General features: G+C 76.8%; 15 protein-coding genes and 1 tRNA gene. 2 read left to right on the top strand and 14 right to left on the bottom strand.

Annotation, left to right across the window (positions count from 1 at the left end):
* Window positions 1-12: 12 nt before the first annotated feature.
* Together LY71_RS10145 and rsmI are read right to left on the bottom strand one after the other, a co-directional pair.
* A complete protein-coding gene (locus LY71_RS10145; RefSeq protein ID WP_106276948.1) occupies window positions 13-924 on the bottom strand; it encodes a type IV toxin-antitoxin system AbiEi family antitoxin in 912 nt (303 codons plus the stop codon).
* Window positions 925-1042: 118 nt separating this feature from the next.
* Entirely contained in the window at window positions 1043-1882 is an 840-nt protein-coding gene (gene rsmI, locus LY71_RS10140; protein WP_106276946.1) for a 16S rRNA (cytidine(1402)-2'-O)-methyltransferase, read from the bottom strand.
* 53 nt (window positions 1883-1935) lie between these two features.
* Here rsmI and LY71_RS10135 point away from each other — a divergent pair, with 53 nt between their 5' ends.
* Both LY71_RS10135 and LY71_RS10130 read left to right on the top strand, forming a co-directional pair.
* A complete protein-coding gene (locus tag LY71_RS10135) occupies window positions 1936-3465 on the top strand; it encodes a dolichyl-phosphate-mannose--protein mannosyltransferase (protein ID WP_106276944.1) in 1530 nt (509 codons plus the stop codon).
* Window positions 3466-3519: 54 nt separating this feature from the next.
* Entirely contained in the window at window positions 3520-4317 is a 798-nt protein-coding gene (locus tag LY71_RS10130) for an enoyl-CoA hydratase/isomerase family protein (protein ID WP_106276942.1), read from the top strand.
* A gap of 16 nt (window positions 4318-4333) precedes the next feature.
* Here LY71_RS10130 and LY71_RS10125 read toward each other — a convergent pair whose 3' ends face one another.
* The 12 genes from LY71_RS10125 to galU all read right to left on the bottom strand — a co-directional run bounded on the left by LY71_RS10125 (window position 4334) and on the right by galU (window position 15919).
* On the bottom strand, window positions 4334-5218 hold the full coding sequence (locus LY71_RS10125) for a polyphosphate kinase 2 family protein (RefSeq protein ID WP_106276940.1): 885 nt from the start codon (window positions 5216-5218) through the stop codon (window positions 4334-4336).
* 107 nt (window positions 5219-5325) lie between these two features.
* Complete coding sequence (locus tag LY71_RS10120) at window positions 5326-6375, bottom strand: fibronectin type III domain-containing protein (RefSeq protein WP_106276938.1); 1050 nt, start codon at window positions 6373-6375, stop codon at window positions 5326-5328.
* A 127-nt stretch (window positions 6376-6502) separates the two neighbouring features.
* The gene (locus LY71_RS10115; RefSeq protein ID WP_106276936.1) at window positions 6503-7543 is read right to left on the bottom strand and encodes a hypothetical protein; all 1041 of its coding nucleotides are present in this window, start codon (window positions 7541-7543) and stop codon (window positions 6503-6505) included.
* A 122-nt stretch (window positions 7544-7665) separates the two neighbouring features.
* Window positions 7666-9315, bottom strand: a complete 1650-nt coding sequence (locus LY71_RS10110) for a GGDEF domain-containing protein (RefSeq protein ID WP_106276934.1) — start codon at window positions 9313-9315, stop codon at window positions 7666-7668.
* Window positions 9312-10361 (bottom strand): hypothetical protein, encoded by a 1050-nt coding sequence (locus LY71_RS10105; protein WP_106276932.1) that lies wholly within the window; start codon window positions 10359-10361, stop codon window positions 9312-9314. Before LY71_RS10105 ends, LY71_RS10110 begins: the two co-directional genes overlap by 4 nt.
* A gap of 82 nt (window positions 10362-10443) precedes the next feature.
* Window positions 10444-11049 carry a signal peptidase I gene (locus LY71_RS10100; protein ID WP_146146100.1) on the bottom strand — a complete coding sequence of 202 codons (606 nt, stop codon included), beginning with the start codon at window positions 11047-11049 and terminating at the stop codon, window positions 10444-10446.
* Window positions 11046-11699: a hypothetical protein gene (locus LY71_RS23100; RefSeq protein WP_146146099.1), complete on the bottom strand. Its 654-nt coding sequence runs from the start codon at window positions 11697-11699 to the stop codon at window positions 11046-11048. Before LY71_RS23100 ends, LY71_RS10100 begins: the two co-directional genes overlap by 4 nt.
* A gap of 199 nt (window positions 11700-11898) precedes the next feature.
* Window positions 11899-11972 (bottom strand) — tRNA-Ala (locus LY71_RS10095).
* A 120-nt stretch (window positions 11973-12092) separates the two neighbouring features.
* A complete protein-coding gene (locus LY71_RS23420) occupies window positions 12093-12773 on the bottom strand; it encodes a hypothetical protein (RefSeq protein WP_245887809.1) in 681 nt (226 codons plus the stop codon).
* Window positions 12774-12950: 177 nt separating this feature from the next.
* The gene (locus tag LY71_RS10085) at window positions 12951-13505 is read right to left on the bottom strand and encodes a GNAT family N-acetyltransferase (RefSeq protein WP_281261598.1); all 555 of its coding nucleotides are present in this window, start codon (window positions 13503-13505) and stop codon (window positions 12951-12953) included.
* Window positions 13506-13578: 73 nt separating this feature from the next.
* A complete protein-coding gene (glp, locus tag LY71_RS10080; RefSeq protein WP_106276925.1) occupies window positions 13579-14970 on the bottom strand; it encodes a molybdotransferase-like divisome protein Glp in 1392 nt (463 codons plus the stop codon).
* Between the two features lie 31 nt (window positions 14971-15001).
* The gene (galU, locus tag LY71_RS10075; RefSeq protein ID WP_106276923.1) at window positions 15002-15919 is read right to left on the bottom strand and encodes a UTP--glucose-1-phosphate uridylyltransferase GalU; all 918 of its coding nucleotides are present in this window, start codon (window positions 15917-15919) and stop codon (window positions 15002-15004) included.
* Window positions 15920-15974: the final 55 nt, after the last annotated feature.

Here is a 15974-nt window from a genome sequence, read left to right as displayed (position 1 = left end):
CGGTCGGCGGGGTCACCTGCGGGCGGGTGAGCCCGAGGACCGCACACTCGCGACCGCGAGGGCACGGTCAACTCGTGCGACCAGCTCGCCGGGCCGGTGGAGGTCCTCGGCGGTCACGAAGACCACCCGCCACCCCGCCTCCTGCAGCCGGTTGAGCCGCTGCCGGTCACGTACGAACTGCCCCGCCCCGCCGTGCCAGCGACCGTCGTACTCGACGGCCACCCGTAGGTCCGGCCAGGCCAGGTCGACCCGAGCGACGAAGCGGCCGCCGACCCGGATGGTGAACTGCGGGACCGGCACGGGTAGGCCGGACCGGACGACGAGGACGCGGAGTCGTGTCTCCTGAGGGGACTCGGACCGCTCGTCCGCCAGCGCACAGACGGCGCGCGCCCGGGCGCTCCCGCGGCCCCGGCACCGTGCCGCACGGGCGCGGAGGTCTGCGAGGTCGACGAGACCGGACGCCAGGACGCGGTCGACCGCGACCACTGCCTCGTCCCCGTCCACCTGGCGGGCCAGGTCGAGGGCGGTGGTCTCCGGCGTGGTGGCCGGGACGCCTCGGCGGCGCTCGACGTCGTCCCCGGCCAGCGAGGCCCGGCGGACGCGCAAGCCGCCGGCCCGCACGGGGTGGCGTCCCGGCGGGAGCGTGAGCTCGACGTCGTCGTCGGTCCTGGCCAGCTCGACGCCCCAGAGCACCGCCGCGCTCCGGCCCGAGACGACGGCGCCGGGGAGCAGCAGCCCCGCCGCGGCCACCGCGCGCAGCTCGTGGGTGACCGGGACGTCCCGGTGCAGGTAGACGTCCCGGAACAGTCGCCGCCAGGCGCTGCTGCGGAGCTGGTCGGCGGTGAGCAACCCCCGGGTGACCGCGGTGGTGCCCCGGAACGGGCCGGTGGTCAGGCGCGACGGCTGCGCCGGGGGTCGGGACACCGCGGCACCGTGCCGTACGGGGCGGCTCCTCCGTCGGCGTCGTCCACAGGTCGGTGCGACCGTGCACCTGTCGGGGCGTCGCCCGCACCGAGGGCCCCGACGAGCGCACAGTCGGAGGTCAGGCGTCCTTGGTGGCGACGACGGCGTCGTAGACGGTGCGGCGGGGCAGGCCGGTGCGGGTGACGACGGCGCGGATGGCGTCCTTGCGGGTGGCGCCAGCGGCCTCCTCCCCCGCCACCAGCGCGGCCAGCTCGTCGGCCGACAGCGCCACCGGCTCGGGTGACGCCCCCGCGACGACGAGCGTGATCTCCCCGCGCACGCCGTCGGCCGCCCACGAGGCCAGCTCCGCCAGCTCCCCCCGGCGGACCTCCTCGTGGGTCTTGGTCAGCTCCCGGCACACCGCGGCCGCCCGGGAGTCGCCGAACGCGGCGGCGCAGTCGGCGAGGGCGTCGGCCAGCCGGTGCGGCGACTCGAAGAACACCATCGTGCGGCGCTCGGCGGCCAGGCCGGCCAGCCGCGACCGGCGCTCGCCGGCCTTGCGGGGCAGGAAGCCCTCGAAGCAGAACCGGTCCACCGGCAGCCCCGAGACCGCCAGCGCCGTGGTCACCGCGGACGGCCCGGGCACCGACGTCACCTCGGCCCCGGCCTCGATCGCCGCTCGCACCAGCGTGTAGCCGGGGTCGGAGACCGAGGGCATGCCGGCGTCGGTGAGCAGCAGCACGGTCTGGCCCTGGTCGAGCGCCGACAGCAGCCCGGGGAGGCGGGCGCGCTCGACCGACTCGTGGAACGTCACGACCCGCCCGGTGAGCGTCACCTCGAGGTCGGTGGCCAGCCGGTGCAGCCGCCGGGTGTCCTCGACGGCGAGGACGTCGGCCTCGGCCATCACCCGGCGCAGCCGCGGGCCCACGTCGCCGGGCTGGCCGAGCGGGGCACCACCGAGCACCAGCCGTCCGGTCACGTCCCGAGCCTGTCACGCCGGCCCGCCCCGGCGGCGCACATACCCTGAGGCGCATGGCGGTCCTGGCTCCCGAGCGCACGGACGCCGGGGACCCGCCGGGCCCGCCGCCGCGCGCGCACCGCCGCCTGCCGCTCCCCCGCCCGCGCACCGACCGCACCCCGCCGCTGCCCGGCGACCGGCTGCTGTCCTGGGTGCTGGCCGGGGTGCTCGGCGTGCTGACGCTGGTCAGCCGGCTGGTCGGGATCGGCTACCCCGACACGCTGCTGTTCGACGAGGCGTACTACCCGCCCGAGGCCCACGACCTGCTCACCTGGGGCCACGAGTACAACCGCGGCTACACCTTCATCGTCCACCCGCCGCTCGGGAAGTGGCTGATCGCGGCCGGGGAGCAGCTGTTCGGCTACGACTCGTTCGGCTGGCGGTTCCCGTCCGCGGTGGCCGGGGCGCTCAGCGTCGTCGTCCTCACGAGGCTGGCGCGGCGGCTGACCGGCTCGACGCTGCTGGGCCTGGTCGCCGGCCTGCTCCTGGCCCTCGACGGCTTCCAGTTCACCGTCTCGCGCATCGGCCTGCTCGACGTGTTCCTGCAGGTCCTCGTGCTCGGCGCGGTCGCCTGCCTCGTCGTCGACCGCGACCGGGTGCGCGCCCGCGTCCGCGCGTCGCTGCCGGTGCCGGCCACCGGCTCCCCGCTCGGGCCGCGCGGCTGGCGGATCGCCGCGGGGGTCCTCTTCGGCTGCGCGTGCTCGGTCAAGTGGAGCGGGCTGTACTTCCTCGCCTTCTTCGCCGTGCTGTCGCTGTTCTGGGACCGCGCGGCGTGGCGCGAGGCCGGTGTCCCGCGGCCGACCGTGACCGCCCTGCGCCGCGGCCTGCCCGGCGCGACGTGGGCGCTGGCGGCCGTGCCGGTGCTCACCTACCTGGCCAGCTTCACCGGGTGGTTCCTGGGCGAGACGGCGCAGGGCCGCTGGTGGGCGCAGCGCAACCCGAAGACGGCGTTCCCGTGGGTCCCCGACGCGCTGCGCTCGTGGTGGCACATGCACGTCGAGTGGTGGGACTTCCACAACGGCCTGTCGACGCCGCACCCGTGGGAGTCCGGCCCCTGGACCTGGCTGGTCAACGGCCGACCGATCCTGCTGTGGAACCCGCAGGGCCTCACCGACGAGGCCGGCGACCAGGTGATCCGCTACATCCTCATGGTGGGGACGCCGACCCTCTGGCTGGCCTTCGCGCCCGCCCTGGTGTGGCTGCTCTGGCGGATCGTCGCCCGGCGCGACCCGGCGTCGGTGCTGGTCGCGTTCGCCGTGGCCGCCGGGTGGGGCACCTGGTTCCTCAACCCCGAGCGCACCATGTTCGCCTTCTACACCGCACCGGTGCTGCCGTTCTTCGTCCTCGCCGTGACGCTGGTGCTGCAGGACGTCCTCGGCCGGCCCGGGGCGACGCAGGGGCGGCGCACGGTGGGCCTGGCCGCGGTGAGCGGCTACGTCGCCGTCGTCGCCGGCACGTTCGCGTTCTTCTACCCGGTGCTGGCCGGGCGGCCGCTCTCGCACGCCGAGTGGCTGCTGCGGATGTGGTTCCCCTCCTGGTTCTGAGGTGGCGCGCGGCCGGGCCCTACGGTGGTCGCCACCGGCTCCGGGAGGACGACGATGACCACCACCGACCGCCCCCGCGTCCTCACCGCGCTCGACGGGGACGTCTGGACGATCACGCTGGACCGGCCCGAGGCCGGCAACGCGCTCGACCCGGCCATGGCCGAGCAGCTCACCGCCGCGCTGGCCGCCCGCCCCGAGGAGACCCGGACGGTGCTGCTGCTGGGCAACGGCGAGCGGTTCTGCGTGGGCGGTGACGTGCGTTCCTTCGCCGGCGCCGAGGACCCCGGCGCCTTCGTCGGCCGGCTGGCGCACGACTGGCACGAGGTGGTGCGCCGGCTGCTCTACAGCCCGGTGCCGGTGGTTGCCGGGGTGCAGGGCGCGGTGGCCGGCGCGGCCGTCGGGCTGGTGGGGGCCTGCGACGTCGTCGTCTGCGCCCGCTCGACGAAGTTCCGCCCCGCCTACGGCGCACTGGGCTTCTCCCCCGACGGCGGCAGCTCGTGGGCGCTCACCCGGGCGCTGGGCGCGCCGCGCGCGCTGGAGCTGATGCTGACCGACGGCGCGCTCACCGCCGCCGAGGCCCACCAGTTCGGGCTGGTCGCGCGGCTGGTCGAGGACGAGGACCTGCGCGAGGCAGCCGTCGCCCTGGCCCACCGGGTGGCGGCGGGGCCGGTGCGCGCGATGGTGCGCACCCGGGGGCTGGTGCGGCGGGCGGCGATCCGGACCCTGGAGGAGCAGCTGGACGACGAGGCGCGGCTGATCGCCGAGTCGGCCGCCGACCCGGAGGGACGCGAGGGCGTGCGCGCGTTCGTCGAGAAGCGCCGGCCCGACTTCCGCGGCGCGGGCCGGCCCTAGCCGCGCGCGGCCGGGCTCACGGGCGGGCGGGCACCGCGGCCACCAGCAGCGGGTCGGGCGGGCCGAGGACGTCGTCGTCGCGGCCGCGGTAGTCCACCGCCGTCAGCACGTGCCGCAGTGCCGCCAGCCGGGCCCGCGGCTCGTCGTCGGCGGCCAGCACCGTCCACGGCGCGCCGGGGGTCGAGGTGGCGCCGACCAGCGCGGCCTCGGCGACGGGATCGGTGTCGGGACGCCGCACCGAGCACCACAGCTTGACCAGCTGCACGCCGCCGGCGACGAGCGCCCGCTCGCGCGCGACGAGCTCGTCGACCGCCACCGGGGCCGGGCCGCACCAGCACCGGTCGGCGACCAGGATCCCGCCCGGCGGGGGCAGCGGCGCGGTGCCGTCGGGAGCGTCGGTCACCACCCGCGCCCACCGCGGGTCGAGGTGCTCGACGAGCGCGGTGGCGATGCCCTGCTGGCCGGCGTCGCGGCTGCCCTCGAGGACGACGACCACGCGGCGGCGCTCCTCGCGCACGCCGGCCTGGAGCTTGAGCAGCTCGACCTGCAGCCGCAGCTCGGCGGCCGGCGGGACGGCCGGCGGGGAGGGGAGCGGCGAGGCGGGCGGGGAGGGGGCCGCCCGGCGGACCGGGGGGTGCGCGGCCCGGTGCGGCGCCGGCAGCGCGGGTGAGGACCGCCGGGGTGCCGGGACGGCGCCGGGCACGGGCAGCCGCACAAGCGTCAGCGGCACCCAGAGCACCCGCGGGGCGCCGTCCCAGTCCAGGCGGACCCGCAGCCGGGCGTCGTCGGGACCGTCGTGCCGCCAGCCGAGCAGCAAGGCCGGGTGCCAGGTGGCGTCGAGCAGCACCTCGACGGCCAGCGCCTCCCGCAGGAGGGCGACCGGACGCTCCCCTGGTGCCACGGGCACGAACGGTAGGCCGCTCGCGGGCCCGCGGCGGGGAGGTCGCCACCGCGTGGGTTGACGAAGTCGGCGGCGCCGCGCTGTCGATCCGTCCCGACCCGGCGGCGTCAGCAGGAGGGCGTCAGCGAGGCGGTGACCACGCTGGAGGTCCAGGTGCCGCGGTGGGCCCACAGGCGGAAGGAGTACGCGGTGCCGTTGACCAGCGGCCCCTCGGTGGCGGACGTCGTCTCCACCGGCGTGATCGACCGGGTCGACTGCACCGTGCCGCCGGAGCTGCGCTCGAGGCGGTAGCCGGTCGCCCACGTGCTGGGGCTGGCCGTCCAGGACAGGGACGCCGACGGCGTGCCGGGGGCCCGCCGCAGCGCCACCGTCTGCCCCACCCAGGCCGCTGAGGTCCCGGTCGACGGCGAGGACCGGGAGGACACCGGACCGGCGCCGGCGACCTGCTCCTCGCCGGCGCTGTACCCGCCCAGGCCGGACACCGGGCCGACGGCCCACCGCGGGGTCGTGCCGGTCGGCGCCGGGGAGGGCTGGGCGGCGTGGCTGATCAACCGCAGCACCAGGGTGCCGGCGGTCGCGGTGGTCACCGCGGGGGTGGTGGCCGTCGTCCCGGTGCCGGCCTGGCCGGTGTGGGCGTCGACGGGCGTGGTGGTGTCGGCGCCGGTGTAGGCCGCCAGGGCGCCGCCCATCCTGACGGAGCTGCCCGTGGGGAAGCTGAACGTCGCGCTCGACTCCCCCGCCGCCTTCTTCCAGTAGAGGGCGGAGATGATCGCGTTCCCGCTGCTGTCGGTGCGGACGTGGGTCCACCCGGCAGGGGTGCTGAAGGGCGCCCCGGTCCAGTTGTGGGTGATGTGGACCACCAGCAGGTCGCCGGCCGCCGTGCCGGCGGGGACCGGCAGCGTGAGCACCTCGGTGCCGGTGGCGGTCGTCACGTCACGGAAGACGATGGGTGTGGTCACGCAGGCCGTGGCCGCCGAGAAGCCGGTCGGCGCCGCCACGCCGTCGGTGGTCCAGACACCGGCGGGGTTGGCCGTCACCGCTGTGAACCGCGCGGAGGCGCCGGGGAACACCACCGTGAGGACCAGGAGGGCGAGGGCGCCGGCGGTGGCGGCAAGCGCGCGGCGGGGCAGCCGCCGCGGGCGCCTCGACCGTGTCATCGCCGTCCTCCGTCCGGGTCCCGCCCGGTGGCGGGGTCCTCGCCGTCCATCGGCCGCGCCCCGGGCCGACTTGAGCGGCCGTGCGGGCCCTCCCCCGGAGGGAGGAGCCGAGGGAGGTGGGGCGGCGTCAGCAGGAGGGCGTCAGCGGCGCGGTGACCACGCTGGAGGTCCAGGTGCCGCGGTGGGCCCACAGGCGGAAGGAGTACGCGGTGCCGTTGACCAGCGGCCCCTCGGTGGCGGACGTCGTCTCCACCGGCGTGATCGACCGGGTCGACTGCACCGTGCCGCCGGAGCTGCGCTCGAGGCGGTAGCCGGTCGCCCACGTGCTGGGGCTGGCCGTCCAGGACAGGGACGCCTCGACCACGGGGGGCACGGGACGCAGGGCGATCGTCTGGGCGACGTACTCGGTGGTGGAGCCGGCCAGCGCGGTGGAGCGGGACGGTGTCGTCCCCGGCCCGACGAAGGACTCGTCCGCCGCGGTGACGCCCTCGCTGTCGGAGCTGAGCTTCCAGCGTTCCCGGAGGCCCCCCGGCGTCGGGAACGGCGCGACCCGCTTGGCCAGGAGGTACACGACCATCGTGTCCTTCACCGTCGTCGTCACCGCCGGCAGGGTGGCCGTCTCACCGGCACTCGTGACCCGGGCGGAGACGGCGACGGGGCTGCTCCGGTCGACGCCGCCGTAGGCGAGGATCCCGCCCACCATGTCCCCGGGGCTGGACTCGGGACGGGTGAAGGTCGCGGTGTCGGTGCCCGTGGCGACCTTGTGGTAGACGGCGGAGGTCACGAGTCCGCCGCTCGTGTCCGTGAACAGGAGGGTCCAGTCGCCGGTCGCGCTGATCGTCGAGGCCCCGTAGTAGGAGACCTGGGCCACCAGGACGTCGCCCACCTGGGTCGTGGCGGGAGGGCTGAGGGTGAGTGGTGACTGGCTCGTCGACGAGGCGGCACCGCGGAACGTGATGGGCGTCCGGGTGCAGGTCTGGACCGCCGTCAGCCCGGTCGGAGGGGCCACGCCGTCGGTGGCCCAGGCGCCGGCCGGGTTGCCGGTCACCGCGGTGAACCGCGCGGAGGCGCCGGGCAGCAGCACCGTCAGGGCCAGGAGGGCCAGGGCGCTGACGACGGCGGCGAGCGCGTGGCGGGGCAGCCGCCGCGGGCGCCTCGACCGTGTCATCGCCGTCCTCCGTCCGGTCCCGCCCGGTGGCGGGGGTCCTCGACGGTGCATCGGCCGCGGACCCTGCCGACTTGAGCGGCCGCTGCACGGGCCCTCCCCGGAGGGAGGACCCGTGCCGGCGCTCAGTGCGCCGCGGCCGTCTCCTGCCACGGGTACTGCACCGGCACGACCGGGTCCTCGACCTGGACCCCGCTGACCGGCCCCTCGACGCCGGCCATGCGGGCCTGGTCGCGGCCGCCGGCCTTCGACGCGTACAGGGCCGTGTCCGCGGCGCCGAGCAGCTCGGCGGCGGGCAACCCGGCCCCGCGCTGGCAGGCGATGCCGACGCTCGCGGTGATCGTGCGCGGCGCCTCGACGTCGGCCAGGACCCTGCGGATGCGCCGCGCGAACGCGATGGCGTCGTCGGCCTCCGCGCCGGGCATGACCACGGCGAACTCCTCGCCGCCGTAGCGGGCGACGACGTCGCCGAGCCGCGCGCTCGACCGCAGCGCCGCGCCGACGCCGCGCAGGACGTCGTCGCCGGCCTGGTGGCCGAAGGTGTCGTTGAGCTTCTTGAAGTGGTCGAGGTCGAAGATCAGCACCGCCAGCGGCGCGTCGGTGCGGGCGGCGAGCGACAGCTCGCGGTCCAGCGCGGCGTCGAAGGCCCGGCGGTTGGACACCCCGGTGAGGCCGTCGGTGAGCGCGCTGCGCTGCAGGTGCTCGAGCAGCGCCACGCGGGCGAAGGCGGTCGCGGCGTGGGCCACGGCCTGCTCGGCCACGCCCACCCGGCGCTGCTGGATGCGCGACCCGGTGCGGGCGTCGTCGGTGAAGGTGAGCACGCCGCTGCCCTGGCCGTCGAGCCCGAACGGGATGGCCACGACGCGGCGGGCGCCGTCGAGCACCTCGTCGACCCAGGGGTCGGGGGCGGTCATCGCGGCGAGGAACGTGCTGCCGTGGCGGCCGACGTCGTCGAGCAGGGAGCCCTCGGCGGGCGCGCCGACGTCCCGCAGCACCTCCACCTCGCCGTCCCCGCGCCGCCGCAGTGCCAGGTCGACGGGGGGACCGGCCTGGCCGGCCGGCACGTGGCAGTGCACCGCGGCGATCGCGGCGTCGGCCGCGTCGACGGTGAAGTCGAGCAGGGCCTCGGCCACCGCGGAGGTGCTCTCCGCCTCGTGCAGCGCCGCGGCCAGCCGGCGCAGCGCCTCCTCGTCGTAGCGGCGGCGCCGCAGCTCGCGCTCGTTGACCGCGCCGAGGACGGCGGTGGTCACCGCCGTCACCCACACCACGGCCAGGAAGACGCTGTAGGTGACCGCGTCGAAGCCCTCGACGCCGCGCGCGGGCAGCGAGCCGGTGGTGATGCCCTCGAGCACGCACATGACGACGAGCGAGTGCCACAGCGCCAGCTTCAGGCCGCTGCGGAAGGAGCTCAGCAGCGAGACGGCCAGCACGTGCAGCACGATCACGTAGACGACGGGGCTGCCGATGCCCCCGGTGACGTAGAGCGCCCACCCGAGGTGCACGGCGTCGAGCATGACCGGCACGGTGATCGCCAGGACCGCCCACCGGCGTCCCCGGCCCGACAGCCTCTGCAGCAGCAGCCCGAACGCCAGCAGCGCCACCCCGGGCGCCACGAGGTACTCGAGGGGCAGCGTCTCCGCCGTCCGCGTGAGCGGCCAGGCCGCCAGGGGCAGGGCCACGACCAGGCCGGTGCGGACGGCGAGCAGCCACCGCAGCCGGTCGGCCAGCGGCAGGAGGTCGAGGTCCTGCGGCGCGGACGAGGATGCCTGGCTCATGTCGTGGTCCTCGGCGTTCGGGGGAAGTCCTGGAAGTCGTGCACGTCGGAGCTGACCCGGGCCAGCGCCAGCTTGGGGTCCCGCTGGTCGAGCCGGCCCTGGACGAAGAGGAAGCCGACCACCCCGCCCACCAGCGCGAGGGGGAACTGGCCGTCCTGGGCCACGGCGACCGCGGTCTCCCCCACCGCGGCGGCCACCTCCGCGACCGCCTCGGCGACCGCCTCGGCGACCGTCGCCGGCGGGGCCGCCAGCGGCTCGGCCTGGACGACGTCACCGGTCCGCGGCGGGTCGTCCGGCGGCGACGGCGTCGGGCTCGGGACCTCCGGGGTGGGGGTCGGCTCCGGCGGAGGCACGGGGAGCACCTCCGGCGTCGGCTCCGGGGTGGGCGTCGGCGTGGGCGTGGGTTCCGGTGGCGGCACCGGCGTGCGGGCCGGGACCGCGGACGGCGTGGGCTCCGGGGTCGGCTCCGGTGCCGGCGGGTGGGGTTCGACGTCGAGCGCCCAGACGAAGGTGGCCGCGGCGCGGCGGCCCTGCGCCCGGGGGTCGTCGGGGACGGAGACGGTGAGCCGGAAGACGGCCCGGGACGCCGCGTCCGGCCGCCAGCCCGTCGGGATGCCGGCGGTGGCGTCGGTGGGCACCTCGGCGAGCGTCCCGCTCCAGACGGGGACGCCCGTGAAGGTGGCGCACCGGGCCGGGTCGGCGAGGGTGCCGGCCTCGATGCCGACCCGCAGGTACGGGGCGAGGTCGCCGCCGGTGCCCGTGGCGCTGAGCTCGACCTCGCCGAGCGACTCGGCCGACCCGGTGACCGCGAGGGCGACGCAGGCGGTCTCGGTGCGCCCGGGGGTCAGGCCGGTGGAGCGGAACAGCGCGGCGCCGCCGCGGTCGTCGACCAGGCTGACCGCGCTGGTGCCGGCGGCCGCGGGGGTGGTGCCGACCGGCAGCCCCTCGGCGGCGAGGGCGGCGAACAGGGCGGCGCCGACCAGCCAGGCGGCGACGCGGCCGCCGCCGGTGGCACGCCGGGGAGCGGTCTGCGGTGCTCGGCGCACGCTGTCCTCCTCCCCGGCGCGGTACCGGCCTCCTGGTGTCATCGGCTCCGGGGCGCGGTTGTTGAGCGGGGCGGGCGACGGGTCAGCCGGCGGTGCCCGCGACCGGGGCGCCGAGCCGGTCGGCGGTGGTGCGGCCCCGCGGTGCGGGGGCGCGGTCGGCGGTGGTGCGGCCCCGGCCGCCGCCGGACCGGCCGGCGGCGACGACGGCGGCCGCGGCGAGCAGGACGGCGGTCGCCGCGATCGGGCCCCACCGGCCCTCGGCCCGCCAGTACGCGGGGAGGCCGATGTAGGGCACCCGCAGCTGCACCTGGCCGATGACGCTGGCCGCCGGCACGTGCGTGGTGTCGTTGCTCTGGTTGGCGTCGCCCCGGGTGACCAGGGCGCCCTGCTCGTCGAAGGACACCAGCCGGTGCACCACGAGCCGGTCGGCCCCCGAGGGGTCGGGGAACAGCAGGATCTGCCCCGACTCGAGGTCCGGCACGGCGACCGGCCGGGTCAGCACCACGTCGCCCTCGGCGAGCTGCGGTGCCATCGAGCCGGAGACCACCACGTGGCCCTCGAAGCCGACGAGCCGGGGCGCCAGGGCCAGGACACCGAGGCCGGCGAGGGCCACCAGGACGACCGCGACGGCGATCCGGGCGGTGGCCGCCGCCCGGGCCGGCCACGAGGGAGCGGGAGGCGTGGTCACGTGTTGCGCGCTTCCCACGTGATGGTGGCGTCGGAGCGGGACCGCTGCGCGTTGTTGTCGTCCTTGACCAGGTAGGAGATGCGCAGGGTCAGCGACGTGCCCGGGGCGACCGGGGTGCCCAGCGACAGCCCGGTGGTGTAGTCGGCGCGGGTGCGCAGCGCGGTGAGCGTGGCCGCCTGGTCGGCGAGGGGGTCGTTGGCCTGCCGGGTGTTGAACAGGAACGTCCGGGTGGCGTTCTGGGTGAACCCGGCGGTGCAGTCCGGCGCCACCGTGGTCGACGCGGTCACGTTCTGCCCGCGCTCCACGCTCATCACGAGGTAGCCGTCCAGGGTGGTGGCGCCGCCGGCCGGCGTGCCGACGTACATCCGGATGTCGGCGGGGACGTCGCCGGTGTAGTCGAGGCGGATGCAGCGGGACCTCGTGGCACCGGGGACGAGGCCGGTCTCGACGGCACTCTGGAACAGGGCCGTGTTGCTGTCGTTGTCGGCCAGCGCGACGCTGCCGGTCTGCCAGGAGTTGCCCGGGTTGGCCGTGCTGGCCGAGAAGGCCGCGTGGGTCGAGCTCCAGGTGAGCGCCATGCTCAGCACCAGACCCACGGGGACCGCGCCGGCCAGCACGGATCGGCGACCGCGGCGCAGGGAGACGCGCACGATGCCTCCTTCACGTGAGGGGACGCAGAGGGGTCTGCGTGCTGGACACAGCAGGCATCGGGCGTCCCGGCGCGAGCCATGAGCGCGACGGCGGAGGGGTCACCCGACCGGGTGAGTCGGGGGGGTGACGGCCGGCGCGGACGGCCCCGGAGACACGTCAGGCCGGGCCCGCGGTGGGCCCGGCCTGAGGTGGGGCGGGTGGAGCTGAGGGGATTCGAACCCCTGACCCCCTCGATGCGAACGAGGTGCGCTACCGGACTGCGCTACAGCCCCGACGCGGACGAGCTTACCGCCCGCCCGCCCCGGCGCCGCGACGGGGGCGGCGCCGGTGGGTGGCCCCCCTGCAGGGTCCCGCCGCGAGCCTGCGAGTGGCGGGGGCAGGGAGGTCCTCTCTCAACCGTTGACGACGCGCGGCTGGTAGAGGTCGACGTCGGCGAAGCCGATGTCGTCGTCGTCGAGGCCCACGACGGCGCTGTCCTGCCAGCCGGCCGGTGCCGGCGTGCGGGCGGCGACGACGCGGCCGGGGCGCAGCGGGTGCACCGGGGCGAGCGGCAGGCTCGGGTGCGGCAGGCCGACGGTGGAGTGGACGACCTCCTCGACCACGGGCTCGGCGTGCAGCGGCTCGGCGACCGGCCGCGGGGCCGGCCGGGCGGCGGGGCGCACCCGGGCGGCGGCGCGGGCGGCCCGGCGGGCGGCGGCCTGCTCGCGGCGGACGGCGGCGCGCAGCACCACCAGGTAGCCGACCAGCGCGACGTCGAGCAGCCCCTGCAGCAGCCACAGCCACGGCGAGACGAGCAGCGCGCCGGCCACCGCGAGCACCGTCAGCGCCACCAGCCCGGTCAGCACACGCCGGCGGACGGCGTGCACGTCGACCCGCAGCTCGCCGGTGCGGCGCAGCGTCTCCCGGTCGACCGAGACCCGCTCGGTCGCCGCGGAGCGGACCGGGTCACCGGCCCGCCGGCGCTGCAGCGTCCGGCCCTCGGCGACCTCCGCACGGGTCGACGAGGTGTCGCGGGTCACCACCATGGGCACCAGCACCACGAACCACAGCACGACCAGAGCGGCGAGCAGCACGCCTGACCCCATCGAGAACACCACCCGTCACACGAGTCACTTGCTGCGGCAGGTTATGCACGCGGCTCACCCGGGAGAGGGAGGCGCGCGGGCGTGTCGCCGGAGCGTTGTGGGACGGCTGGGGTGCCGGTGGCGGCGTGTCGACACGGAGTCACCCGGACACGCTGAGTCAGCGTGCTAGGAGCGGGGCGCGAGGGAGAGCCAGCGGCCCAGGACGCCGCCCGGGAGGTCCTCGGCCAGCAGCGCGTAGGACAGGTGGTCGCGCCAGTCCCCGTCGATGTCGAGGTAGCGGCGCAGCAGGCCCTCGCGGCGGAAGCCGAGCCGCTCCACCAGCCGCTGGCTGGGCAGGTTCTCCGGCCGGATGTCGGCCTGCAGCCGGTGCAGCCCGGCCGCGCCGAACGCGTGGTCGCACACCAGCGCCACGGCCAGCGAGGCCATCCCCCGGCCGGCCGCGCCGCGGTCGATCCAGTAGCCCAGCGACCCCGACCGCAGCGCGCCGCGCACCACGTTGTCCACCGTCACCTGCCCGGCCAGCCGGCCCTCCATCCGGACGGCGAAGGGCAGCGAGCTCCCGCTCCGGGCGCGCCGGGTCACCGAGCGGCGCATCGCCCGGTAGGCCGCCGGCGTGTGCCGCACCGACCACGCCACCCCGGCGGAGGGCTCCCACGGGCGCAGCCAGCTCTCGTTGGCCAGCCGCAGCCGGCTCCACTCGGCGGCGTCGCCCCGGCGCAGGGGGTGCAGCTCGACCGGGCCGTAGGCCAGGTGGGCGGGCCAGCCCGGGTGCTGCAGGGGGTCGAGGTCCAGCTCAGCCGCCCAGCAGCAGCGGCATGACCGTCACCAGCCCGCCCTCGGCGACCTCGGTGACGTCCTCGTCCAGGACGATCAGGCAGTTGGCGCGGGCCATGCGGGCCAGCAGCGCCTCCTCGCCGTCCCCCAGCGGCTCGACGACGTAGCCGCCGTCGGGGTGGCGCATGACCTGGCCGTGCAGGTACTGCCGGTAGCCCAGCGGCGAGACCAGCCGCTCGGCGGAGATCGCCTGCACCGTGCGGCGGAACAGCTGCCGCTTGCCCAGCATCGAGCGGATGGCCGGGCGCACGAAGACCTCGAAGGAGACCAGCGCCGCCACCGGCTCGCCGGGCACGCAGATCACCGGCACCTGGTCGCGGCCCAGCCGGCCGAAGCCCTGCACCGCGCCGGGGTGCATCGTCACCTGACGGAAGCGCATCGGGCCCAGTTCGGCGAGCACCTCCTGCACCAGGTCGCCCTCGGCGGCGTGCGTGCCGGCGATGAGCACCAGGTCGCTGCGCAGCAGCTGGCTCTCCAGCACCTCGGTCAGCCGGCGGCGCTCCGTGGGCAGGATCCCCCAGCGGTAGGCCGAGGCGCCGGCGTCGCGGGCGGCGGCGGCCAGCGCGTAGGTGTTGACGTCGACCACCTGGCCCGGCGCCGGCTGGGTGGTGATGTCGACGAGCTCGCTGCCCGCGGACAGGACGGCGACCCGCGGGCGCGGGCGCACCAGCACCCGGTCGCGGCCGACGGCGGCCAGCAGGCTGATCTGCGCGGGACCGATCGGCATGCCGACGTGCACGGCGGCGGTGCCGGGCGAGACGTCGTCACCGGCCCGGCGCACGTAGCTGCCGGCGGCCGGGCCGGCGTGCACCTGCACCCGCACGACGCCGCCGTCGGTCCACACGGCCGGGACGACGACGTCGGCCCCGGCCGGCAGCATCGCCCCGGCGGCCACCTTCTGCGCCAGGCCCGGCGCCAGCGACGTCAGGCCGGCCGCCCCGGCGACGGTCTCCCCCACCACCGCGAGCTCGACCGGCGCGTCCGGCGCGGCGTCGACGACGTCCTCGGCACGGACGGCGTAGCCGTCGAGGGCGGCCTGGTCGAAGGCCGGCAGCGCGCGGGCGCTGACCACCTCCTCGGCGCAGAGCAGCCCCTGCGCGTCGAGGACGGCGAGCTCGATCGGCTCGGGCTGCGGGACCGCGGCGAGGATCTCGTCGAGGTGGGCCTCCACCGACCGCAGCACCGGCTCCGGCTCGGGCGCCGGGCGCGGCGGGGGCACCCGGCCGGGGTCGATCGCCGCCGTCGCGTGCACGGCCGGCGCCGGCGCGTCGACCGTGGCGCCGCTGCGCAGGTCCAGCGCCGTCGTGTCCCGGGGTGCCGCCGGGGCCCCGCCCGGGCTGTGCTCGCTCATCGCCTCGATGGTCCCCCTTGCGGGGGCCGGGTCAGGCCTGCGACGCGCCCTCGGCGGGCAGGTCGGCCACGAACTCGGTCAGCCACGAGCGCAGCGCCGGGCCGAGGTCCTCGCGCTCGACGGCCAGCCGGACGACCGCCTTGAGGTAGTCGAGCTTGTCCCCTGTGTCGTACCGGCGGCCGTCGAAGACCACGCCGTGCAGCGGCTCGCCGCGCTCGACCAGGGTGGCCAGCGCGTCGGTCAGCTGGATCTCCCCGCCCCGGCCGGGCGGCGTCTGCCGCAGCACCTCGAACACCGAGGGGGACAGCACGTAGCGGCCGATGATGGCCAGGCTGCTGGGGGCCTCGTCGACCGGCGGCTTCTCCACCAGGCCGGTGACCGTGACGACGCCCTGCTGGGTGTCCTCCTGGATGGCGACCGCGCCGTACTTGTCGATGTTCTCCCGGCCGACGTCGAGCAGTGCGATCACCGAGCCGCCGTGCTCGGTCTGCACGGCGAGCATCTCCTCGAGCAGGTGGTCGCGCGCGTCGATCAGGTCGTCGCCGAGCAGCACCGCGAAGGGCTCGTCGCCGACGAAGGCGGCCGCCTGCAGCACGGCGTGCCCGAGGCCGCGGGCCTCGCCCTGCCGGACGAAGTGCACCTGGGCCACGTCGGTGGACTCCGCGACGGCGGCCAGCCGGGCGGCGTCGCCCTTCTTCTCCAGCACCGCCTCGAGCTCGGGAGCGCGGTCGAAGTAGTCCTCGATGGCGGCCTTGTTGCGCCCGGTGACCATGAGCACCTCGGCCAGGCCGGCCCGTGCGGCCTCCTCGACGATGTACTGCAGGGCCGGGCGGTCGACGACCGGCAGCAGCTCCTTGGGCACCGCCTTGGTGGCGGGGAGGAACCGGGTGCCCATCCCGGCGACGGGGATGACGGCCTTGCGCGCCGAGGGGGTCCGCGAGGTCTCCACACCCGGAGCCTAGCCACGCACCGCAGGCTCCCCGTGGGCGGCCGGGGACGGCGCG

It is taken from the genome of Geodermatophilus tzadiensis, from assembly GCF_003002915.1.
In the GTDB taxonomy this organism is placed as follows: domain Bacteria; phylum Actinomycetota; class Actinomycetes; order Mycobacteriales; family Geodermatophilaceae; genus Geodermatophilus; species Geodermatophilus tzadiensis.
This window is presented reverse-complemented; position numbering and strand designations above follow the sequence as displayed.